At 73.2% G+C, this 20,749-nt stretch carries 20 protein-coding genes and 1 tRNA gene; 13 read left to right on the plus strand and 8 right to left on the minus strand.

Features of this window, described 5'->3' with window-relative positions:
• On the minus strand, positions 1–1,957 hold a 1,957-nt coding region (locus tag H3C53_11295; GenBank protein ID MBW7917252.1), incomplete at its 3' end, for a sodium-translocating pyrophosphatase.
• Between the two features lie 306 nt (positions 1,958–2,263).
• Between H3C53_11295 and H3C53_11300 the strand changes: the two genes are divergently transcribed.
• Positions 2,264–3,949, plus strand: coding sequence for an alpha-D-glucose phosphate-specific phosphoglucomutase (locus H3C53_11300; GenBank protein ID MBW7917253.1), 1,686 nt, complete (start codon positions 2,264–2,266; stop codon positions 3,947–3,949).
• Positions 3,950–3,964: 15 nt separating this feature from the next.
• Here the strand turns inward: H3C53_11300 and H3C53_11305 are convergent, their stop codons facing one another.
• On the minus strand, positions 3,965–4,798 hold the full coding sequence (locus tag H3C53_11305) for a universal stress protein (protein ID MBW7917254.1): 834 nt from the start codon (positions 4,796–4,798) through the stop codon (positions 3,965–3,967).
• Between the two features lie 179 nt (positions 4,799–4,977).
• On the opposite strand from H3C53_11305, the gene H3C53_11310 reads away from it, so the two are divergent.
• From H3C53_11310 to H3C53_11345, 8 genes are all read left to right on the plus strand, one after another.
• Positions 4,978–5,430 carry a universal stress protein gene (locus H3C53_11310; GenBank protein MBW7917255.1) on the plus strand — a complete coding sequence of 151 codons (453 nt, stop codon included), beginning with the start codon at positions 4,978–4,980 and terminating at the stop codon, positions 5,428–5,430.
• A 39-nt stretch (positions 5,431–5,469) separates the two neighbouring features.
• Positions 5,470–6,054: a universal stress protein gene (locus H3C53_11315; protein ID MBW7917256.1), complete on the plus strand. Its 585-nt coding sequence runs from the start codon at positions 5,470–5,472 to the stop codon at positions 6,052–6,054.
• A gap of 28 nt (positions 6,055–6,082) precedes the next feature.
• Positions 6,083–6,751, plus strand: coding sequence for a hypothetical protein (locus H3C53_11320; GenBank protein ID MBW7917257.1), 669 nt, complete (start codon positions 6,083–6,085; stop codon positions 6,749–6,751).
• A gap of 8 nt (positions 6,752–6,759) precedes the next feature.
• A complete protein-coding gene (locus H3C53_11325) occupies positions 6,760–7,410 on the plus strand; it encodes a response regulator transcription factor (GenBank protein MBW7917258.1) in 651 nt (216 codons plus the stop codon).
• Between the two features lie 155 nt (positions 7,411–7,565).
• Complete coding sequence (locus H3C53_11330) at positions 7,566–8,327, plus strand: SDR family oxidoreductase (GenBank protein ID MBW7917259.1); 762 nt, start codon at positions 7,566–7,568, stop codon at positions 8,325–8,327.
• 76 nt (positions 8,328–8,403) lie between these two features.
• Positions 8,404–9,360: a WYL domain-containing protein gene (locus H3C53_11335; GenBank protein ID MBW7917260.1), complete on the plus strand. Its 957-nt coding sequence runs from the start codon at positions 8,404–8,406 to the stop codon at positions 9,358–9,360.
• Between the two features lie 26 nt (positions 9,361–9,386).
• A complete protein-coding gene (locus H3C53_11340; protein MBW7917261.1) occupies positions 9,387–10,106 on the plus strand; it encodes an NTP transferase domain-containing protein in 720 nt (239 codons plus the stop codon).
• A 1-nt stretch (position 10,107) separates the two neighbouring features.
• The gene (locus H3C53_11345; protein MBW7917262.1) at positions 10,108–11,073 is read left to right on the plus strand and encodes a hypothetical protein; all 966 of its coding nucleotides are present in this window, start codon (positions 10,108–10,110) and stop codon (positions 11,071–11,073) included.
• Positions 11,074–11,097: 24 nt separating this feature from the next.
• Here H3C53_11345 and H3C53_11350 read toward each other — a convergent pair whose 3' ends face one another.
• From H3C53_11350 to H3C53_11370, 5 genes are all read right to left on the minus strand, one after another.
• Entirely contained in the window at positions 11,098–11,622 is a 525-nt protein-coding gene (locus H3C53_11350; protein ID MBW7917263.1) for a GreA/GreB family elongation factor, read from the minus strand.
• 46 nt (positions 11,623–11,668) lie between these two features.
• Positions 11,669–13,711, minus strand: coding sequence for a hypothetical protein (locus tag H3C53_11355; protein ID MBW7917264.1), 2,043 nt, complete (start codon positions 13,709–13,711; stop codon positions 11,669–11,671).
• Between the two features lie 56 nt (positions 13,712–13,767).
• Entirely contained in the window at positions 13,768–14,988 is a 1,221-nt protein-coding gene (gene nagA / locus H3C53_11360; GenBank protein MBW7917265.1) for an N-acetylglucosamine-6-phosphate deacetylase, read from the minus strand.
• Positions 14,989–15,032: 44 nt separating this feature from the next.
• A complete protein-coding gene (locus tag H3C53_11365) occupies positions 15,033–15,467 on the minus strand; it encodes a hypothetical protein (protein MBW7917266.1) in 435 nt (144 codons plus the stop codon).
• Between the two features lie 158 nt (positions 15,468–15,625).
• On the minus strand, positions 15,626–16,291 hold the full coding sequence (locus tag H3C53_11370) for a GNAT family N-acetyltransferase (protein MBW7917267.1): 666 nt from the start codon (positions 16,289–16,291) through the stop codon (positions 15,626–15,628).
• A gap of 5 nt (positions 16,292–16,296) precedes the next feature.
• Here H3C53_11370 and H3C53_11375 point away from each other — a divergent pair, with 5 nt between their 5' ends.
• The 3 genes from H3C53_11375 (at position 16,297) to H3C53_11385 (ending at position 19,205) form a co-directional block, all read left to right on the plus strand.
• The gene (locus tag H3C53_11375; protein MBW7917268.1) at positions 16,297–17,028 is read left to right on the plus strand and encodes an ABC transporter ATP-binding protein; all 732 of its coding nucleotides are present in this window, start codon (positions 16,297–16,299) and stop codon (positions 17,026–17,028) included.
• On the plus strand, positions 17,025–18,557 hold the full coding sequence (locus H3C53_11380; protein ID MBW7917269.1) for a hypothetical protein: 1,533 nt from the start codon (positions 17,025–17,027) through the stop codon (positions 18,555–18,557). The genes H3C53_11375 and H3C53_11380 overlap by 4 nt, the downstream gene beginning before the upstream one ends.
• A gap of 117 nt (positions 18,558–18,674) precedes the next feature.
• Entirely contained in the window at positions 18,675–19,205 is a 531-nt protein-coding gene (locus H3C53_11385; protein MBW7917270.1) for an SRPBCC family protein, read from the plus strand.
• 29 nt (positions 19,206–19,234) lie between these two features.
• On the opposite strand, the gene lhgO is transcribed toward H3C53_11385, so the two are convergent.
• Positions 19,235–20,527, minus strand: a complete 1,293-nt coding sequence (gene lhgO / locus H3C53_11390) for an L-2-hydroxyglutarate oxidase (protein ID MBW7917271.1) — start codon at positions 20,525–20,527, stop codon at positions 19,235–19,237.
• A gap of 145 nt (positions 20,528–20,672) precedes the next feature.
• Here lhgO and H3C53_11395 point away from each other — a divergent pair.
• A tRNA-Lys gene (locus tag H3C53_11395) sits at positions 20,673–20,748 on the plus strand.
• Position 20,749: the final 1 nt, after the last annotated feature.

Consider the following 20,749-nt stretch of genomic DNA (forward strand, 5'->3'; position numbering starts at 1 on the left):
CCGAGCCCTTGCCGCCGTGGTTGCCGTCCTCGATGTACTTCTTGGCGTTGTCCCAGGCGCCGCCGCCGTTGCTCATCATGAGCGCCATCATGAGGCCGGAGCCGATGACGCCGATCAGCAGGCCGCCGAGCGCCAGTGGTCCGAACAGGAAGCCGACGATCAGGGGCGCGGCCACGGCGATGATGCCCGGCAGCGCCATCTCCCGCAGCGCGGCCGCCGTGACGATGTCGACGGCCTTGCCGTAGTCGGGCTTCGCCTTGCCCTCCATGATGCCCTTGATGGTGCGGAACTGGCGCCGCACCTCCTCGATGACGGCGCCCGCCGCCTTGCCGACCGACTCCATCAGGAAGGCGCTGAAGAGGAACGGCAGCATGGCGCCCACGAGGAGACCGACCAGCACGATGGGGTCGTCCAGGCGGAAGGCGCCGGGACCGAACCGGTCCGCGTCGACCAGCTTGAGGCGCTCGGCGAAGTCGGCGAACAGCACCAGGGCGGCCAGGGCGGCCGAACCGATGGCGTAACCCTTCGTGACGGCCTTGGTGGTGTTGCCGACGGCGTCGAGGGCGTCGGTGGTCTCGCGGACGTTGTCGGGCAGCTCGGCCATCTCGGCGATGCCGCCCGCGTTGTCCGTGATGGGGCCGTACGTGTCCATGGCCACGACCATGCCGGTGACGGAGAGCATGGCGACGGCCGCGACGGCGATGCCGTAGAGGCCCGCCAGCGAGTAGGCGACGAAGATGGCGAGCACCAGCAATACGACCGGGAGGGCGGTCGACTGCATGCCGACGGCCAGGCCGGAGATGATGTTGGTGGCGCTGCCCGTCTCGGAGGCCTTCGCCACGCGCCTCACCGGGGCGTAGCGCGTGCTCGTGAAGTACTCGGTGATGAACATGAGCAGGACGGTGACGGCGATGCCGATGAGGCTTGCGCCGAAGAGCGAACCCCAGCTCATGTCGCGGCCGAGCACGGTGAAATCGAAGCTGTGGAACATGAGCCACGTCGCGATGCCGAAGCCGCCGATGCTGATGCCGGCGCTGGCGAAGACGCCCTTGTAGAGCGCCGCCATGATGTTGTTGGAGCCCTCGTTCAGCCGGACGGCGAAGACGCCCAGGATGCTGGCCAGGATGGCGATGGCGCCTAGCACCAGCGGGTAGAGCACGAGGTTGGTGATGCTGCCCGTGCCGGGCAGCAGGTAACCGAGGAACACGGCCCCGATGGCGGTGACGGCGTACGTCTCGAACAGGTCGGCGCCCATGCCCGCGCAGTCGCCGACGTTGTCGCCGACGTTGTCGGCGATGACGGCCGGGTTGCGGGGGTCGTCCTCTGGTATGCCCGCCTCGACCTTGCCGACGAGGTCGGCGCCCACGTCGGCCGCCTTGGTGTATATGCCGCCGCCTACGCGCGCGAAGAGGCTGATGAGCGAGGCGCCGAACGCGAAGCCCACCAGCGGCTCAACCGGGTTGGCCAGGTCGAGCACGACGTGGAACACCCAGAAGAAGCCGGCCACGCCGAGCAGGGCGAGGCCCGCCACCGCCAGGCCGGCGACCGCCCCGCCGTTGAAGGCGATGCGCAGCGCCCCCGCCAGGCCGCTCCGGGCGGCCTGCGCCACGCGCACGTTGGCGCGCACCGCAACGTTCATTCCAACGTAGCCGCTGATGGCGCTGAAGAGCGCGCCGACGGCGAAGCCGGCCGTCGTCCACCACCACATGACGCGGTCGTGGTCGTTGCCGGCCGTGAGCGCCACCACGGCGAAGATGGCCGCGATGATGACGGCCACCACCGTGATGGTGCGGTACTGCCTGTTCATGTAGGCGGCGGCGCCCTGACGCACGGCGTCGGAGATCTCGACCATGCGCGCGTCTCCCGTGGGCGCGGTCATGATGCCCCGCGCCAACAGGAAGGCCGCTATCAACGCCACGATGGCGGCCAAGGGTACTAGGGTGATCAGCAGGTCCATGCTTCCTCCAGCGAGATGCCTGGGCGCGACGATGGCGCGCCCATGGACTGTGACGTGGTGCAGCGGACGCTCGCTTGGCGTGCCTGACGTGGCCGGTGTTCGCAACGTCGGACGGCCCCACCGCAGGTGCCAGCGGTGCGTCCCTGAAGCAGCGGCCAGCTTAACATTCACGGACTTCTCATCAGGGTCCCCGCGGGTTCGGCGCGGGGACCCCAAGCGCCCGGGCGGCGCGGGGGGCCAAGCGGTAACCTTGGGCTGCGCGTCCGGCGCGCCCGTCCCGGCCCCGGACCGAAAAAGGAGGCCGTCATGACCCGCAGCCCTCTCGCCGGGCGGAAAGCCCCCAGGTCCCTCCTCATCGACGTCCCGCGGCTCGTGACCGACTACTACGCCCTGGCGCCCGACCCGAGCGTCGCCGCGCAGCTGGTCGCGTTCGGCACGTCGGGTCACCGCGGGTCGAGCAGCGACGCCACCTTCAACGAGGATCACATCGTCGCCGTCAGCCAGGCGATCGCCGACCGGCGGCGGCGCCAGGGCCTGGGCGGGCCGCTGTTCCTCGGCGCCGACACCCACGCGCTGTCCACCCCGGCGCTGGTCACGGCGCTCGAGGTGCTCACGGCCAACGACGTCCCCGTCGTCACGGCGCGCGGGTTCGCGCCGGTCCCGACCCCCGTCATCTCGCACGCCGTCCTCACCCACAACCTAGGACCCAAGGCCGCCGGCGCCATGCCCGGCGCGGCCGCTCAGGCAGACGGCGTCGTCATCACGCCGTCTCACAACCCGCCTCGCGACGGTGGCTTCAAGTACAACCCGCCTCACGGCGGTCCGGCCGGCTCGAGCGAGACCGCCGAGATCCAGCGGGCCGCCAACGCCTACCTGGCGGCTGGGTTGGCGGGCGTGAAGCGCAGGTCGCTCGCGTCCGCCCGCGCCGCCGGCGCCTTCGAGGAGCGCGACCTCGTCACGCCTTACGTCGCGGACCTCGGCGACGTCGTCGACATGGACGTGATCCGCGGCGCCGGGGTGCGCATCGGCGTCGACCCGCTGGGCGGCGCGGCCGTGGCGTACTGGCAGCCGATAGCCGAGCGCTGGCGGCTCGACCTCACCGTCGTCAACGACGTGGTGGACCCGACCTTCGCCTTCATGCCCGTTGACCACGACGGCAAGATCCGCATGGACTGCTCGTCGCCCGACGCCATGGCCAACCTGATCCACCTGCAGGCCGACTTCGACGTCGCATTCGGCAACGACCCCGATGCCGACAGGCACGGCATCGTCACGCCCACGGGCGGCTTGATGAACCCCAACCACTACCTGGCGGTCGCCATCGACTACCTGTTCACGCACCGACCCGGCTGGCCGCAGGGGGCGAAGGTGGGGAAGACGCTCGTGTCGAGCTCGATGATCGACAAGGTGGCGGGCGGACTGGGCCGCGAGGTGGCCGAGGTGCCCGTCGGCTTCAAGTGGTTCGTCGATGGCCTGCTCGGCGGGAGCTACGGCTTCGGGGGCGAGGAGAGCGCCGGCGCATCGTTCTTGCGTTTCGGCGGCACGCCGTGGACCACCGACAAGGACGGCCCGATCCTCGGGCTCCTCGCCTGCGAGGTCACGGCCCGGACGGGGCAGGATCCCGCCGAGCGGTACCGGGCGCTAACGCGCCGCTTCGGTACCCCCGCCTACTCCCGCCTCGACGTGCCCGCCTCGCCACAACGGAAGCGCGTGCTGGGTGCCCTCACGCCCCAGGCGCTCGAGGCGAGCGGGCTGACCGAACTGGCCGGGGAGAAGATCGTGAGCGTCCTGTCGCGCGCTCCGGCCAACGACGAGCCGATCGGCGGCATCAAGGTCGTGACGGAGAGCGGCTGGTTCGCGGCGCGGCCGTCGGGCACCGAGGACGTCTACAAGATCTACGCCGAGAGCTTCGCCGGTCCGGAGCGGCTGGCGGCATTGCAGGCGGAGGCGCGCGAGCTGGTGCAGGACCAGTTCGAACGGGCCGGCGTGTAGCGCGCGGCGCGGCCCCTACTCCGACCCCGCCGGCACGCTCAGGATAGGCACGGGGCTCGAGCGGATGAGCGCGTCGGCGCGGCTACCGAACAGGAGCCCGACGGCGGAGCCGTGGCGCCTGAGCCCGATGGCCAAGAGCCCCGCCCCCACCTCCTGCGCCACCTGCGGCAGGACCGCCACCGGGTTGCCCGCCCGCACCACCAGCCGCGACGCCACGCCCTGCGACAGGTCGGACAGTCGGGACGTGACCGCCTGCATGTGGGCCGAGTCGTCCTTGAGACGGTCGTCGTCTATCACGTGCGCCAGCACCAGCTCCGAGCCCGACTCGGCGAGGCCGACGGCGAACTCCCACGCGGCCGTGGACGCGGCGCCGAAGTCGGTGGCCACCAGGACGCGGTTGAGCGACTGGGCGGTGGCCTCCTCGCGGACGGTGATCACCGGCACGTCGGCGCGGCGCACGAACCGGCCCGCCACCCCGCCGAGGAAGACGCTGTCGAAGCGGTTGGCGCCGTGGGCCCCCATCACGACCAGGTCGAAGCGGCCTTGCATGGCCAGCAGCTCCTCGACGGGGTTCCCCCAGACCAGCTCGCAGGTGGCGTCCGGGCTGGCGAGATGGGAGAGCATGCCGCGCAGGCGCTCGACCTCCTCGTGACGGCCCTCGTCGGCGCGTCGACTCAGCTCCGGGTTCAGGCTGTCGAGCTGTGACCTGAAGCGGGCGCCATCCGACTCGAAGCGTTGTTGCACGTGCACCACGTGCAGGCTGCCGTTCGTCCGGCGCCGCACGTCGCGCGCCACGGCAAGCGCCAACTGCGCCGGCTGCGAGAAGTCGGTCGGGTGCAGGATCCGCATGCTTACCTCCTGGCGTGAGCCGGTCTCATCATACGGGCAGGAGCGGCGAGCGCCGCGGCCGGCCGACGCCGCCCCGCTGTAGGTGGAACTCCGACGCGCCCGTAGGACCGCCGCCGTGCCGCGCCCCGCCGGGGTCACGTACTCTATGGATGGGCGGCCCCGCCCACTGGAGGTAGAGCATGTACCGGAAGATCCTGATGCCGACCGACGGCAGCGCGAGCTCGGACCTGGCCACGAAGCAGGGCCTGGAGCTCGCCAAGCGACTCGGCGCCGAGGTGACGTTCCTGCACGTCCTAGAGAACCCCCTCACGGCCGGCTACGCCACCCCGGAGACGCTGCCCTACTCCGCCCAGCTCTACCAGGATCTCCGCGCCGCCGCCGTGGACCTCCTGGCGGCGGCGCAGACTTCGGCCGAGTCGATGGGCGTGGCCGCCTCGACCAGGCTGGTCGAGAACCACGATCCCGTGCAGGCCATCCACGAGGCGGAGGCGGATCACGACCTCGTGGTGATGGGCACGCACGGCCGGCGCGGCTTCAACCGCTGGATGTTCGGCTCGGTCGCCGAGGGCGCCCTCCGGCGCTCCACCAAACCGTTCCTGCTCGTGCGCGCCCCCGACGGGGGCGAGGACTGACCCGGGGGCCCAGCGCGCCCGACCGGTGAGGAGGCAACAATGACCGCCAGCAGCAGTAGTGGTCGCGTGCGGGTGCTCGTGCCGCTCGACGGCTCGGACTTCGCCCGCCAGGTGATCCCCTACCTGATCGACGTGCTGAGGCCGACCTCGCACGCCCTGACGCTGCTCAGGGTGGCCCCGGTGCCAGAGGGCCATCACCCCGTCCCGCCCCGCCCACTGGCGTTCGAGGGCTGGTCGGCGCAGCACGGCTGGCGCGGCCAGGAGCCGCCCGTCTACTACAGCCAGGTGTACGAGGGCGCCGTGGCGAACCTCGAGGTCGAGCTGCTCGACGAGGCGCGGCGCCTGGCGGCGGCGGGCTTCGACGTGACGCCGGAGGTGCGCTTCGGCGAGGCGGTCCCGGAGATCGTGGCGGTGGTGGAGGCGGGCGGCGTCGACATGGTGGTCATGGCCACCCACGGGCGCTCGGGCGTCTCGCGGCTCCTGCTGGGGAGCGTGGCCCGCGCGGTGCTCGAGAACGTGCACGTCCCGGTGATGATGGTCAGGCCCCGCGCCACCCTGGCCGGCGAAGGCTTGCCGGCCCAGGAGACCGCGCTCGGCGTCACCACGGGAGAGGCCCCGGCCTGAGGTCGGCGCCTCGAGCCGGGAGAAGGCCGTGACCACCCTCCCCGCCGGCGCGAAGGACGGCGCGGAGCTCCTCCGCGCGGTGCTGCAGGCGCAGGAGCACGAGCGCGCCGCCGTCGCGGCCGCGCTGCACGAGGGGGTCGGACAGGCGCTCAAGGCCCTCGCGTTGGGCCTGCGGGGCCTCGACGTCGGCGCGAACGCGGCGGCGCGCCACCGGCTCGAGCGGCTCACGAGCGACACGCTCGAGTCCGTCAGGCACCTGGCCCTCGGCCTCAGGCCCGCCACCCTCGACGACCTCGGGCTGGCCGCGGCGCTGCGCGCCGTGGCGCGCGCGGCCGAGGCGGCCGGCGGGCCGAGCGTGAGCGTGCTGGCCGAGGTCCCGGACCGGGCCGCGTGCGCTCCCGGCGCCGCGCCCGAGGTCGAACTGGCGCTCTTCCGCGTAGCGCAGGAGGCGGTCGACAACATCGTGCGCCACGCGCGCGCTAGCGACGCCTCGATCGTCGTCACGGCACGGCGGGGCGTCTGGTACCTCGTGGTCGAGGACGACGGGGACGGCTTCGACGTGGCGACCTTGGCGCCGGGGTGCCGCATGGGTCTCGACTACGCGCGCGCCTGGCTCGTGGCGCTGGGGGGCGACCTGCGCATCGAGAGCTCGCGGGGGGGAGGAACGTCCGTGTACGGCAGGGTTCCCGTCGGCTAGCTTGATGCATGACCGCGCGCAAGATCAGGCTCATGCTGGTGGACGACCACGCGCTGGTGCGTTCGGGCGTCCGTTCCCTGCTGGAGCTTCACGACTCCGGCACCACCATGCTGGAGGTCGTGGGCGAGGCCGGGTCGGCGGAGGAGGCCCTGGCGGTGGTCGCCGCCCTCGCCCCCGACGTAGTGCTGCTCGACCTCTCCCTCCCCGGCCGAAGCGGACTCGAGGCGCTGCCGGACCTGCGTGCCGCCGCGCCGGGCGCGCGCTTCGTGGCGTTGTCGATGCACGAGGAGCCCGAGTACGTCAAGCGTTTCCTCGAGGGCGGCGGTTCCGGCTTTGTTCCCAAGACGTCGCTGGAGGCCCAGCTGGTCGACGCCATCCTGGCCGTCGCTCGGGGCGAGTACTACGTGCCCGCCAACCTGCTCGCCCAGCTGGTCCACGAGCTGGCCCACCCGGACCCGACGCGCGACGTGCAGCTGACGACGCGCGAGGAGCAGGTCGTGACGGCCATCGCCACGGGCGCCACCTATCGCGAGATCGGCACGGACCTCGGCCTGAGCGAGAAGACCGTCGCCACCTACCGCGCTCGCGCGTCGGAGAAGCTCGGGGTGCGCTCGCGCGCCGAGCTCGTCCGCTGGGCGCTCGAGCGGCGCCCACTCTGACGGCCCCGCCGTGACCGGGCGTGTAGTCGTTACCCCTACCCCGGCGTAGGCGTGCCGCGGCTGCGCCCGCTCGGGGTGGCGGGTAGCCTGAGGTCGGGCCGGGACCGGACGCGCCTGCGACGTCCGTGACAGTGACGGCCGGTAGGGGAGGGCACATGAGACTCGCTGACAAGGTAGTCCTCATCACGGGCGCCGGCTCGGGCATCGGCCGCGCCATGGCCATACGCTTCGCCGCCGAGGGCGCCAAGGTGTTCGGTGCCGATTGGCACGAGGGCGACCTCCAGGGGGTCGTCGGCGAGGTCAGGGCCGCCGGCGGTGAGATGCGCGGCCTGAAGACGGACATGGCCGACCGCGCCCAGGTGGAGGCGTGCGTGGCGGCGGCGGTGCAGGCGTACGGTCGCCTCGACGTGCTCGTCAACAACGCGGGCGTCATGGACGTGAACCAGGGCGTGGCGGAACTCGACGACGAGGTCTACCGCCGGGTCATGAGCATCAACGTCGACGGTCCGGTCTTCGCCTCGCGCGCCGCCATCCGGGCCATGGGCGACGGGGGCGGGGTCATCCTCAACACCGCCAGCGTCGCCGGCGTGGGCGGTGGGGCGGCGGGCGCTGCCTACACGGCGTCCAAGCACGCGGTGGTGGGCCTCACGAAGAACACGGCCTACGTGTACGGGCCCAAGGGGATCCGCTGCAACGCGCTCGTGGTCGGGGCCGTGGCCACCAACATCATGGCCAGCGTCGACGCCACCAAGATGGATCCTTACGGCAGTAGCCGCATGCAGCGGTACTACGGGCTGATCCCGGCGCAGCTGCAGCCGGAGGACATCGCCAACGCGGCCCTCTTCCTCGTGTCGGACGAGGCGAAGATGGTGAACGGCGCGCTCGTCGCCGCCGACGGCGGCTGGACCGCCGCCTGAGCAGGGCCGTTGGCCTGTAGCCGCTTTCACGTGGCACACGTGTCACCGACGTCACGCCCCGAGGTAACCTCGGGGCGTGACCCGCACCGTAGGCAAGGCGCAACGCCTCACGGCCCTGCGCGAGGAGCTCGAGCGCCGACCGCGCAGCGTCGTCGAGCTGGCCGAGGCGCACGGTTGCAACCGCCGCACCATCGAGCGGGACCTCGTGACCCTGGCGGAACTCATGGGCGTCGAGCTCGTGAAGGGCGCCGACCACCGTTACCACGTCCCCGGCAGGCCGACCGCCCTCAACGAGGTGGAGGCCCTGGCCGTCTACAGCGCCACCCGCCTGCTGCTCCACACGGGAGTGGGTGAGCGCCACTACCGGACCGCGCTCGAGAAGCTGGCGCGCCAGGTGCCGGAGACGGCGCGGCGGTCGCTGCTGGCCGGCGTGGACGACCTGAAGCCGGCCCCGGAGGACCGCGTGCTCGACCTGGTGGCGCAGGCGTGGTTCCAGCAGCGCGTGCTGCGCTGCACGTACGAGTCCGCCAACTCCGGCACGGTGCAGCCGCGCGACCTCCAGATCTACTTCTTCGAGCTGAACCGCCGCAACCTCGAGCCGTACGTGCTGGCCTACGACGCGACCGTGCGCAAGGGCGTCGCCATGTTCAAGCTCGCCCGCATGAGCCAGGTGTCGCTCCGGCAGGAGACGTACGAGATCCCCGCCGGGTTCGACCCGATGGCGGAGCTTGGCGCCGCCTTCGGGATCGTGGTGGGCGAGGAGATCGAGATCGTCTTGCACGTCAGCGAGAGGGTCGCGCGGCGCATGGGGGAGAACTTCGACCGCAACCTGCGCGTGGCGGGCGAGGTCGGGCCGGACCGTTGGGCGGTGCACGTGACGGGGACGGTCGACTCGCACGGGCAGCCGCTGGAACTCCTGCCGTGGCTGCTCAGCTGGGGCGCCTCCGTGGAGGTGGTGGAGCCGGACCACGTGCGACAGCGGGTGCAGGACGAGCTGCGCAGGGCACTCACGGCGTACGGCGGCGCGGGTTGACGCCGCGCCGCGCTTAAGGGGCGCGCGTGGAGTTCGTCTGCCTCGCCGCCGGACGCGGCACGCGCATGGGGCGCCTGGGCGTCTACCTGCAGAAGTGCATGTACCCCGTCGGGCTGCGGCCGTTCCTCGAACTGTCGCTCCTCGAGGTGGCCGCCGCGGGCGCCGGGCGGGTGCACATCGTGGTCGGTCACCTTGGCGGGCAGATCGAGGAGTACTTCGGACTCGAGTACGGGGGGATGGACCTCGTCTACGTGCACCAGGAGGAGCCGCGCGGCACCGGTCACGCCGTCGCGCTGGTGGCCCCGCACCTGCCACCGGGGGCTGGTTCGGTGCTCGTTTGGCAGGCGGACGTCCACCTGCCGCGCGAGCTGGTGGGCGCGCTGGAGCGCCACTTTGGTCCGAACGTCTTGACCCTGGTGGAGGAGCCGGGCGCACCGGCCGAGGTGATGGTCACGGCCGAGTGTGGGCGCGTCACGCGCGCCTGGCAGGGCGCCGGCCCCTACTCCGACGCCGGGGTGTGGCGCCTGGAGCCTCGCCTCCTGCCCGAGCTCGCCAGGAGCGCGGCGCCCGGCGGCGAGTACCGCGCCCTCCCTAACCTCCAGGCCCTGATCGAGGCCGGGCGGGCGGCGGTCGGTTTCGTGACCGTGGCGCGTCGCCTCCACATCGGCGGGACGGCGCCGACCCCCGAGGCGAACGTGGCCGACGTGGTGGCGTGCCTCCTGGGGCGGGAAGCCGACGGTCGGTGACGTGCTAGTCGCCAGGGCGCCACTGCGCGTGCCCCTGGCGGGCGGACTGACCGACGTCAGGCGCTACGCGGAGGAACACGGCGGCGTGACGGTGAGCGCCACCATCGGGGCGGCGGCGTGGGTCACCTGGTTGCCGGCGGTGAACGGGCGCTTCGAGGTCGTGGCCGACGGCGTCAGCGCCGAGGCCGCCACGCTCTCCGAGGTGCACAACCCGCTGGTGCGGGCGGCGCTGGCGGCCGTCGACCCGCGCCACCCCCCGGTGCGGCTCGGGGTATGGCTCGACGTGGCGGGGCGCAGCGGCCTGGGCGCCTCGGGCGCCATCTGCGCCGCCCTCGTGCAGGCGGCGACCACGGCCCGCGGCGAGGCGCTCGCCCCCGCGGCGCTTGGGGCGTTGGCCGCGCGGGTGGAGGTGGAGGACCTCGACGGCGCCTCCGGCTACCACGACGCCAACATCGCCGCGCGCGGCGGGCTGCGGTGCCTCGAGTACCGCGGGTCCGCGGTGACGGACGTGCCGCTCGCCCTGACGCCCGCGCGGCGCGACGCTGCCCTCGGCTCCCTGCTCCTCTTCGCCTCGGCTCGGCGCGGCGAGACCCGCCCGTCCCTCTCCAAGCTGGCGCGGCGGTTCGACGCGGCGTTGCCGGTGCTCCACGCCATGAAGGAGGTGGCCTGGGAGCTCGTCGGCGCGTTGCGCGCGGGCGACCTGGCGCGCTTCGCCTGGTGCGTTGGCGAGCAGCAGCGCCTCAAGCAGTTGCTGCCGGGCGACTTCGACGACGACTGGGTGAGGTCGTTGGTGGCGCGCGTCAGGAGGCTGGGGGCCACCCTTCAGGTGCCGGGCGGCAAGATCGGTGGCTTCGTGCTCGTGTGCTGCCCGGACGGTCAGGCCGAGGCGGTCAGGCGCGCCCTCCCCGAGCTGCGCGAGGTGCCGCTGAGCTTCACGGAGATGGGCTGTAGCGCTACCCGGCTGTGAGGCCGGCGGCCGCCAGCCGCCCCGTCAGGCGCCGGCGCCTCCGTAGTCGACCCGTTCGAGTCGCACCTCGGTCGGCGTCTCGCCCGCCAGGAAGGTGGCGGTGGCGCCGGCGCGGAGGCCCAGTAACGCCTGCGCGACGGGCGCGGTGAACGCCACCTTGCCCTCGAGCGGGTCGGCCTCGTCGACCCCCACCAGTACGAGCCGGGCGGCGCGCCCGGCCTGCGGCCCGTCGAGGTAGCGGATGTCGACCGTGGCGCCCACCCCGGCCTCGCGCGGGTCGGCCGGGCTGGCGACGAGCTCCGCCGAGGCGAGGCGCTCGAGGAGCAGCTCCAGCTCCTCCTCGAGCGCCGCCAGCCGGCGCTGCGCCTCCGCGTCGTCCGCCGCTGTCCGCAGTCCCGCCAGTGCGGCCGACTTCTCGTCGCGCTCGCGCTCGAGGGCGGCGAGCCCCGTGGGGGTGACGAGGTTGGGGACGCCGGGCGGCAGCGGCGGGCGGTGCGTCACGACCACGTCCTCGCCGCCGCCGTCCTCCTTCACGAAGGCGCGGCTCATGCCGTTCAGCCTACCCCGCGCCGCGCCCCGCCGCGGCGCGGGATCCCTAGTCGCCCAAGCCGGCGATCAGGTCGGCGACGCGGTTGCTGAGCGCCTGGATCTCATCGCGCAGGGCGGCGCCCCGCTCGAGCAGCCGCGCGAGCTCGTCCTCCTGGTTGGTGAGGTCGGTCACGTAGCGCCGGTAGAGGGGTGAGTCCTTCTCGAGCACGCTCATGTTGTCGGTGATGCGGGCCTGCTCCTGGTGGATGGCGGCGACGGTGGATTCGACGCCGGTGAGCTCGTTCGACCTGGCGGCCACCTGGCGCTGCAGGTCGGCCACCTGTTGGATGGTGGCGCGGTCGGCGGCGCTGAGGTCGGCGTTCTCCAGGTAGAGGGCGAGGGTGGCCAGGTCGACGTTGGCGAGCGCCGTCCGGCGCAGCTCGGTGCGGTCGAACACCGCCTCCAGCACGCAGGCGCCCTCGTCGGTGCAGGTCACGTGCGTGGGCACCTCGGTGTCGGCGGCGCCGCCCAGGCTGACCCCGAAGCGGTAGTTCGCGTCGGTGAGCGGCGGGGCGGGCTTGGGCGCCACGACGTCGTAGCCCGCGAGGCGCGGCAGCGCCACGATCAGGAAGCGCGGCTCCTCGGCGGTGGAGTTGGTGGTGACCGTCGTGACGCGGCGGGTGGCGACCGTGGTCTCGACCAGGCCGCCCTGGAGCTTGACGGCCACCACGCGCTCGGGCACGTCGGTGCTCGTGCGCAGGACCTTCACGGCCAGGTCGACCGCGTACTGCAGCAGGCGCGAGTCGCCTGGCAGCAGGTCCGTCAACTGGGCGGTCCCGGCGAAGCCGCGCGCGTCGAACAGCGTGACGGTGCCCGCCGCCAGGTGCAGGCCCGTGTCGTTCGTGAGGCGCACGGCGCGAAGCGGGTGGTCGGCGAGCGTTGCCTCGTCGAACAGACTGACGGGCGTGGCGGTGACCTCCGTGACGACGATCGGCACCATGGCCGACTCGAACGCGCCGACCGTCACGGGCTGCGTGACGTCGTAGGAGAAGGTGGCGCCGCCGCCCGCCGTGCTCGCCTGCGCCGTCACGCCCACGTCGGCGAGGTAGGGCGCCGGGCTGGGCGGCGCCATCTCGGCCATCCTGAGAGCGCCCCCCGCCGCGCTCGCCGCCGCCGCGGGGAAGGCGCCCGCGTCGGCGCGCGGCACGACGTTGCCGGCCAGCTCGGTCTCGACCCGCGGGCGGCTCAGGTAGCGGGGCTCGAACAGGCTGGTGACGAAGCTGATCGGTTGCCCCGCCACGAAGCTCACGGTCACGTCCTCGAGGGGCACGTTGGTGGGGTTGTCGAGGATGGCCCAGCCCTGCAGCGTGCCCTTGCCGTCGTCCCCGACGACGAGGCGGTAGGTGCTCTTCCACACGGGCATCTCGCGGAGGTAGCCCACGCGCACGCGGCGCTCGCCCTCGCCCTCGAAGCTGATGCGCACCTTGGAGGCGTCCTCGCCCGCGCGCTCGGCGATGGCGGTGAGCGCCTCGTCGAGCTGGGACTTGAGCTCGGGGTCGGCGAAGCGCACCTCCTCGAACTCGTCGAGGGGCGCGCGCACGAGGCCCGTGGCGGTCGCCACGGTCACGTACGAGCGCGGCTCCCGGTCGGTCTGCTGCACCTGCTCCACGCCGACGACTGCGCCGGTCACGGTGCGGCCGCCCACCAGGGTGACGGTCGCGCCGCGCGCCTGCGCCAGTACGCCCGCCAGAGTGAGGTTGCCTGAGACGTCGATCCGGTAGCCGTCGAGCACCCGCGCCAGCGGGTCTTGCGCCGTGTAGCGCACGGGCCTGACCGTGCCACCGCCGAAGTCCTGCAGGACGAGGCTCTGCAGCAGGTCGTCCATGTCGGCCTGCGGCACGTCGAGCGTCAGGACCTGATCGCCCGTGACCGTCCCCTCGTGCTCGAAGTAACCGACGCCGTTCGTGAACAGGACGAGGCGCGTGACCGGAAGCTCGGCCGCGGTCGCGGCCGGCGCCGCTTGGGCGGAAGCGAGGTTGGCCATGAGGACTCCCACGAGCGCGAGAAGCGAGGCGCGGCCGAGCCGCGCGACCAGCGGGTGCTGTTCCATCCCAGAAGGTTACGACACCGTCTCGTGTGGCGAACCGCAAGCGCCTGAGAGGGCGTTCAGGCGGCGTTAACCTCCCACGCGGGGGCCCCGCCCACGTAGACGGCCAACGGGGTCAGGTCGGTGGTGAACAGGGCGAAGTCGGCGTCCTTACCGGCCTCGAGGCTCCCCTTCGCGCCGTCGAGCCGCACCGCCCGCGCGGGCACCAGGCTGGCCATGCGCACCACCTCGACGAGCGGCAGGCCGACCTCGAAGTGCATGACCTGCAGCATCCGGTCGAGCAGCGTGGTGCTGCCCGCGAAGGCGGTGAGGTCCGCCAGCATCGCCACGCCGTCGCCGATAACGATGTCGTGGCTACCGAGCTTCAGGCGCGTCCCCTCGGGTAGTCCCGCCCCGTGGGTGGCGTCGCTCACGAGGCAGAGCCTGTCGGGACCGATCGCCTTGTAGGCGAGGCGCAAAAGCGTGGTGGGGAGGTGACGGTGGTCGGCGATGACCTCGACCGTGAGGTCGTCGAACGCGAGCGACGCCTCGAGGAGGCCCGGCCGGCGCCAGGGCCCCTCGCGCACCGTCGTCGACTGGCCGCTGAACAGGTGGATGACGTGCGTGAGCCCCCGCTCCATCGCCGCGCGCAGCTGGGTGTCGCGGGCGTCCGAGTGCCCGGCCGCCGCCACGACGCCCGCCGCCACGAGCCGGTCGGTGAGCTCCAGGGCGCCGGGCAGTTCAGGAGCGTAGCTCATCAGCCTGATGACGTCGGCGTACTCGAGGAGGGCGGGGACGGAGCCGTCGTCCGGGTCGCGGATGTGGGCCGGGTCCTGCGCGCCCGCCTGCGCGGCGGCGAAGTAGGGCCCCTCGACGTGCATGCCCGCCACCTGCGCTCCGCGGCGCGGTGCGGCAAGCCAGCGGCGCCCGTGCGCCAGGGCCGCCGTCAGCTCCGGCAGGGGCGCCGTCAGGGTGGTGGGCAGCACGGTGGTCACGCCGTGCGCCAACTGGACGGCGAGGATGGTGGCCCAGGCGTCGTCGTCGGCCTCGTTGAAGAGGCGGCCGCCGGCGCCGTGGGTGTGGATGTCGACGAGGCCCGGCAGCACGTAGGCGCCCGCGGCGTCGACGCGGCGCAGACCCTCGTCGAGCTCCGCCTCGGGGGTCACCGCGCGGATCCGGCCGTCGGCGACCACGAGGGCTGCGCCGGGCGCGAGACGGTCGGGCAGCACGAGCGTGCCGCCGGTGACGGCGAACGCGTCAGGGGCGGCGGGGCCGGTCGGTCGGGAGGCGGCGCTGCTCATGAGCCGAGCTTACCGCCGCCCGGCCCCGGTCGGGACGCCGCCCCTCAGCTGTCCGTCTCCTCGGACGGCGCGCCGAACCGCTCGTAGACGTCCTCGAGCGCGTCCGCGAGGTCGGCGGCCTCCTGCGTGTCCTCGTCGTCGGCCCAGGCGCGGAAGTCGACGACCAGCTCGCCGAGGCGGCGCGCCAGGTCGTCGTGGACGGCGATCCCCTCGTACTCCCAGGTCAGGGGCGTGTCGGTCACGCCGTCGCCCTCCGGCTCGTCGTCGGGAAGCGCATCGTACGGCCCCCCGGCGTCGCCCTCCGGCACGCTATCGCCCCGTCCCGGGAACGGGTCGGGCATGCCGGTCACGTCGGCGTCGTCGAGGGTGGGGTCGTAACCGGCGCCGCCCTGGAACCCCGCGTCGTCGAAGGTGGCGCCCACGTCCTCGACCTCGGCAGGGTCGAGGTAGGAGCGGGTCTCTCGCTTGGGGGTGGACATGGCGACCGTCCTCTCCGCCGGAGCTCGGCGGGCGCGGACGGGGGAGAGGCGGCGCCTCGGCTCCGGGCGCTGAGCTGAGCGTAGGTCCCTCGCGCCGCCGGCGCAGCAACCGCCATCACCGTCACTCGCGCTCCGGCTCGTCGACGCCGCCCTAAGCCTCAATCGCGCCGCAGGGCCAACCGGGTGCGCTGGCGCCCGTCAGCGTCGAAGTTCGCGGGGTCCAGCCAGCGCTCGTACCCGCCCGCCAGCGTCGGCCAGTCGCGGTCGAGCATGGCGAACCAGGCCGTGTCGCGGTTCGCCCCCTTGACGACCATGTGCTGCTCGAACACGCCTTCGAACCTGAAGCCGAAGCGCAGCGCGGCGGCGCGGCTCGGCTCGTTCCGGGCGTCGCACTTCCACTCCAGGCGCCTGTAGCCGAGGGTGGCGAACACGTGGTCGGCGTACAGGTAGAGGGCCTCCGTTGCCAGCCTGGTGCGCGCCACGAAGGGACCCCAATACACGTTCCCGACCTCGATCACCCCGTGCTCCGGCGTGATGCGCATGAGGGACTGACGGCCGCCGCACGCGCCCGACTCCTTGGCGACGACGGCGTGGAAGAGGGGGTCAGCGGCGGACCCCACCTGCTCGAACCAGCGCCGCAGCGAGTCGGGCGTCGGGGGCTCCTCGAAGAGGTAGCGGAAGCGCTCCGCCTCGCCGGGCCGCGTCGCGGCGGCGAGCAGGGAGGGGTAGTGGCGCGCCGCGTCGAGAGGTTCGAGGCGGACGTACCTGCCCTCGAGCGTGACGGGCGTCGGCCTGGGGCGGGGCAGGCTTGGGAGGGGCGGCATGAACGATGTTCGTACGGTCCGGGGTGCGCGTCAACGTCTTCGGCGCCCGGAGGCGGCGCCGCCGGCTGGTACAGTCTGTGGTCATGGCCACCGAGCAGTTGGGCACGGAAGTCCCGCTCGTCGTCACCGACCTGAGCGTCAGGTTGGCCGGCGTGACGGTGCTGGAGGAGGTGTCGTTCACGCTCGAGGCGGGCGACGTGGCGCTGCTCGTCGGCCCGAACGGCGCGGGGAAGAGCACCCTACTGAGAGCTCTGGTCGGGTTGCTCCCGTACCGGGGCGACGTCGCCATCTTCGGGCGGCCCAACCGGAGCATGACGGCGCGCGCCAAGTTCGTGTTCTCGCCAGACGACCCCGCCCTGTACGAGGACCTGACGCTGCGGGAGCACGTGCGCTTCACGGCCGTCGTCTACGGTAGGCCCGAGGCCGACGCCCGCGCCCTCGAGTGGCTGGAGCGTTTCGGGCTCGCCGCCAAGCTCGACGAGTTCCCGGGCACCCACTCGCGCGGCATGCGCCAGAAGCTGGCGTTGTCGCTGGCGCTGGGGTTGGAGCTGCCGTTCACCGTGCTCGACGAGCCGTTCAACGGGCTCGACCTCGCCAGCCAGGAGCGCCTCGCGGCCGGGTTGCAGGCGCGGGGGCGCGCGGGCGGGGCGGTGCTGCTGACGGGCCACCAGCGCGAGCTCGAATCGCTGCTGGCCGCCAGGCGGCTCACCCTCGCCGACGGGCGCCTCACGGCGTGAACGGCGAGCGTTCCGGCGCGGCCGCCCTCGGCGACGCCGCGCTTACCGCGGGCGCAGCGGGTGGTGCTGACGCCGTCGCCTACCTGAGGCGTCGCACGGTCGCGCGGTCGTTCCGCGCCTACCGCGAGTGGGTGGGCCGTGCTGTCGGCTGGTGGACGCTCGTCTACCTGCTGGCGTGGCTGGTCGTCTTCGTCGTGGCCGGCCTGGAGGCCCTCACGCCGCTCGCGGACCCGTTGGGCCCGCCGCGCGGTGTCCTCGCCGGCGGCCTCGGGCTCCTGTTCGTCAGCCTGGCGTGGGCCGGGCGCGTCCCGCCCGTGATCCTCGATAGGCGCGACCTCTACCGCCTCGGCGCGGCGCCCGTCGAGCCGTGGCTGGCGTTGCGGTGGCGCTTCACCGTGAAGGTGGTGGGTGCCGCCGCATTGGGCGCCGCGCTGGGGGTCGTGTGGACCGCGCTGGCGCCGGCGCTGTTCGGCCGGCCGGCGCCGTGGGCCGCGCCCGCGCTGGCGCTCGCGCTAGTGGCGCGCTTCGCCGGCGCCTGGTTGCGCTACGGCGCCGGCCAAGCGCCCGCCTGGGGTTGGGCGGTGGCCGCCGGGGGCGTGGCGGTGGCCGTCGCGCCGTTCGGGCTGGCCGACGCGCTCTCGTTCGCCTCGCCCGTGGTGTTGGTGCTGCCGGCCGCGCTGGCGGCCCAGGCGCTGGTCCTGGCGCGGCGGTCGCTACGGGAAGAGTGGCCGCCGCGGTTCGCGGCGCAGAGCCTGGTCCTCACGCAGCTCCAGGCCATGCGGACCCTGCAGCTCATGGCGGGGCTGGCCGGCTTCGCGAGGCAGGCCGCGGCCGACGGCGGCGAGCGCCGCCGGCTCCTGGCCGCGCTGCACGATAGGCCCGGCGCGACGCGGCCGCGGCGCTCGCTGCCGCTCGTGTCCGCGTCGGCGCCGAGGTGGCAGGCGACGGCGTGGCGGACGGCATCCGACCTGTGGCGCCGCTCGCCGCCCCGCCTCGCCCTGGCCGTCCTGTTGGCCGGGGCCGGCGCCGTGGCCGCCGTGCTCGCCAACCACGGCGCCGCCCCGGTGCAGGCGGGCGCCGCCACGCCAGCCGCCGGTACGGCGGCCGGGCTCCTCGGCGGGGCCGTGGGGGTGCTGCTGGCGGCCCTTGTGGTGGCGCGAGCCGGCAGCTCGCTGCTGGGCCCGGAGTTCGCGCTGGGTGTATTGCCCGTGGAGCCGACCGACCGCTCGCTCGGGCGCGTCGCGCCGGGCGCCACCCTCATGCTCGCGTTCGCGCTGGGGGCGGCCGCCTGGTTCGGCGTGGGAGGGGCAGGGCTCGTGGGGGCAACGAGCCTCATCCTCATCGTCCTGTTCGCGTTGGAGAAGTACGCCACGTGGAGCGGCTCCGGCAGCGGCCGCTGGGAGGCGCAGGTGGTGGCGGCCATCCTCGCCGCGCTCCCCAGCCTCGTGCTGGCCGCCTTCGGTGTACCTGGCTGGACGGTCGGGACGCAGGTGGGGCTGCTCCTGGTCGTGCTCCTCGTCGCCGTCTGACGCGAGCCGGGCGGCGTGCTGGGCGACCGGGTAGGGGCGGGCACGGTTTCTCAGGCCGGACACAAGCTTCACATCCCCCCGAGGCCTAGTCTCCGCCGTGTGGTGGAGGGAGCCTTCATGGCCAGCTTCGACAAGACCATCGACGTGAACGTTCACATCTCCGAGGCCTTCATGCTGTTCAGCGAGTTCGAGCGCTACCCGAGCTTCATGGAGGGCGTGGAGGAGGTCACGCGACTGGGCGGCGACAAGCTCCACTGGCGCGCAGAAGTCCTCGGGCACGAGGTCGACTGGGACGCCAAGGTGACTGAACTGTCTCCCAACGACAAGGTCGCCTGGGAGAGCACGTCCGGCGCCAGGAACGTGGGCGAGGTGACGTTCGACAAGCTCGACGAGGGGCGCACGCGCATCCACATGCACGTGGAGTACGAACCCGAGGGGTTCGTGGAGAACGTCGGCGCTGCGTTGGGCGTCGTGAACGCGAGGTTGCAGGGTGACCTCGCGAGGTTCAAGCGCGCGGTCGAGGGTGGCGCGGCCGTCGAGGGAGGCGGGTCGGGCTCGCCCGCCGCTCCCGACCTCGCCAAGGTCAGGGCCGATGCCGAGGCCGCGCTGCGCAAGGCCGGCAAGGCCGTTAAGCCGGGCAAGCAGTAGGCCGGACCGGGACTCGACTCGCGTTCGGACTACGCTAGTTCGGCCGAGACCTTCGCCGCGACGTGGCGCCCGATCGCCAGCGAGGCCGTGGCCGCCGGTGACGGGGCGTTCAGGACGTGCAGCGAGCGGTAGCCCGCGAGGAAGGCGAAGTCGTCAACCAGCCGACCGGCGCGGTCGACGGCCTGAGCCCTCACGCCCGCCGGTCCCGGCTCGAGGTCGTCGCTCGTGACGGTGGGCACGAGCGCCTGCAGCGACCGGACGAAGGCCGCCTTGCTGAGCGAGCGGTAGTACTCGTAGGCGCCGACCCGCCAGAACTTCGCCGCCAGGCGCCAGAAGCCCGGGAACGCGAGCGTTGCTGCCGTGTCGGCCGCGTCGAACGCCGCCAGGCGGTAGCCCTCCCGCGCGAAGGCGAACACGGCGTTGGGCCCCGCCTCCGTGCGGCCCGTCACCGTGGGCGTGAAGTGCACCCCCAGGAACGGCAGGGCGGGGTTCGGGACGGGGTAGACGAGCCGACGCACCAACCCCTCGCGGCCCTCCCTGAGCAGGTAGTACTCGCCGCGGAACGGCACGATGCGCACGGCAGGTTCGAGGCCCGCGAGGCGCGCTACGGCGTCGGCGTGCAGCCCCGCGCAGTTCACGAGGTAGCCGGCCCGCACCGCGAACCCGGGCCCGTGCACCTGCACGCCGGACGCGTCGGTCCTCACCGCGGTCGCCCTGGCTCCCCGGACGACCCGGGCGCCGCGACCCTCCAGGATCTCGGCCAGCTTCCGGGCGACGGCGCCGTAGTCGGCGATCGCCGTGGTGGGGGAGAGGATGCCCTTCACGCCGCTGACGTTGGGTTCCAGCTCCGCGAGTTCCTCGCGTGACAGGAGCCGCAGCCCCGGCACCCCGTTGGCGGTGCCGCGCTCGTAGAGCGTCTCGAGCGGCCCCGTCTCCGCCTCCGACGTGGCCACGATGACCTTGCCGCACTCCACGAAGGGCAGGCCGTTGGCTGCGCAGAAGGCCCGCATCAGGCCGACGCCCTCGCGGCAGAGGGTGGCCTTGAACGAGCCGGGCTTGTAGTAGATGCCCGAATGCACCACGCCGCTGTTGTGACCGGTCTGGTGGCGGCCGACGTCCGCCTCCTTCTCGAGGATCACGAGCCGCGCCCCGGGGCGCGCCTTCGAGAGCGCCAGCGCGGTGGCCAGGCCGACGATCCCGCCCCCGACGATGACGACGTCGCCCGCCACCTCCCCGAGCCACGCAGCTCGGCCCTCCGGCGCCGGCCCCGCCCCGGCGGGCGGCGGGGCGAGAGCAGCGTCGTCGGCGCGGGTCGCCACCATGTTCGACATGCCCCCATCATCCGCCACGCGCGGGGGACGCGCCGTGCTCTCATCGTCACGAGGGAGCAGGCCAACCACGCCGGTTGACCGGGCGGGCGGCGTTACGTACACTAGCGAACGTTCGCGCGCCGACGCGAGCGTCCGTGGGTCGTTAGCTCAACTGGCAGAGCAGCTGACTCTTAATCAGCGGGTTGTAGGTTCGAGTCCTACACGACCCACCAA

It is taken from the genome of Trueperaceae bacterium, assembly GCA_019454765.1.
Classification (GTDB): Bacteria; Deinococcota; Deinococci; order Deinococcales; family Trueperaceae; genus JAAYYF01.

Excerpts from the sequence above, each read along its gene's own strand:
- H3C53_11350 (MBW7917263.1), bottom strand. The coding sequence starts at position 11,622 with ATGAGCCGCGCCTTCGTGAAGGAGGACGGCGGCGGCGAGGACGTGGTC.
- H3C53_11325 (MBW7917258.1), top strand. The coding sequence starts at position 6,760 with ATGACCGCGCGCAAGATCAGGCTCATGCTGGTGGACGACCACGCGCTG.
- H3C53_11315 (MBW7917256.1), top strand. The coding sequence starts at position 5,470 with ATGACCGCCAGCAGCAGTAGTGGTCGCGTGCGGGTGCTCGTGCCGCTC.
- H3C53_11355 (MBW7917264.1), bottom strand. The coding sequence starts at position 13,711 with ATGGAACAGCACCCGCTGGTCGCGCGGCTCGGCCGCGCCTCGCTTCTC.
- H3C53_11385 (MBW7917270.1), top strand. The coding sequence starts at position 18,675 with ATGGCCAGCTTCGACAAGACCATCGACGTGAACGTTCACATCTCCGAG.
- nagA (MBW7917265.1), bottom strand. The coding sequence starts at position 14,988 with ATGAGCAGCGCCGCCTCCCGACCGACCGGCCCCGCCGCCCCTGACGCG.
- H3C53_11310 (MBW7917255.1), top strand. The coding sequence starts at position 4,978 with ATGTACCGGAAGATCCTGATGCCGACCGACGGCAGCGCGAGCTCGGAC.
- H3C53_11365 (MBW7917266.1), bottom strand. The coding sequence starts at position 15,467 with ATGTCCACCCCCAAGCGAGAGACCCGCTCCTACCTCGACCCTGCCGAG.
- H3C53_11370 (MBW7917267.1), bottom strand. The coding sequence starts at position 16,291 with ATGCCGCCCCTCCCAAGCCTGCCCCGCCCCAGGCCGACGCCCGTCACG.
- H3C53_11300 (MBW7917253.1), top strand. The coding sequence starts at position 2,264 with ATGACCCGCAGCCCTCTCGCCGGGCGGAAAGCCCCCAGGTCCCTCCTC.
- H3C53_11375 (MBW7917268.1), top strand. The coding sequence starts at position 16,297 with ATGTTCGTACGGTCCGGGGTGCGCGTCAACGTCTTCGGCGCCCGGAGG.
- lhgO (MBW7917271.1), bottom strand. The coding sequence starts at position 20,527 with ATGGTGGCGACCCGCGCCGACGACGCTGCTCTCGCCCCGCCGCCCGCC.
- H3C53_11330 (MBW7917259.1), top strand. The coding sequence starts at position 7,566 with ATGAGACTCGCTGACAAGGTAGTCCTCATCACGGGCGCCGGCTCGGGC.
- H3C53_11305 (MBW7917254.1), bottom strand. The coding sequence starts at position 4,798 with ATGCGGATCCTGCACCCGACCGACTTCTCGCAGCCGGCGCAGTTGGCG.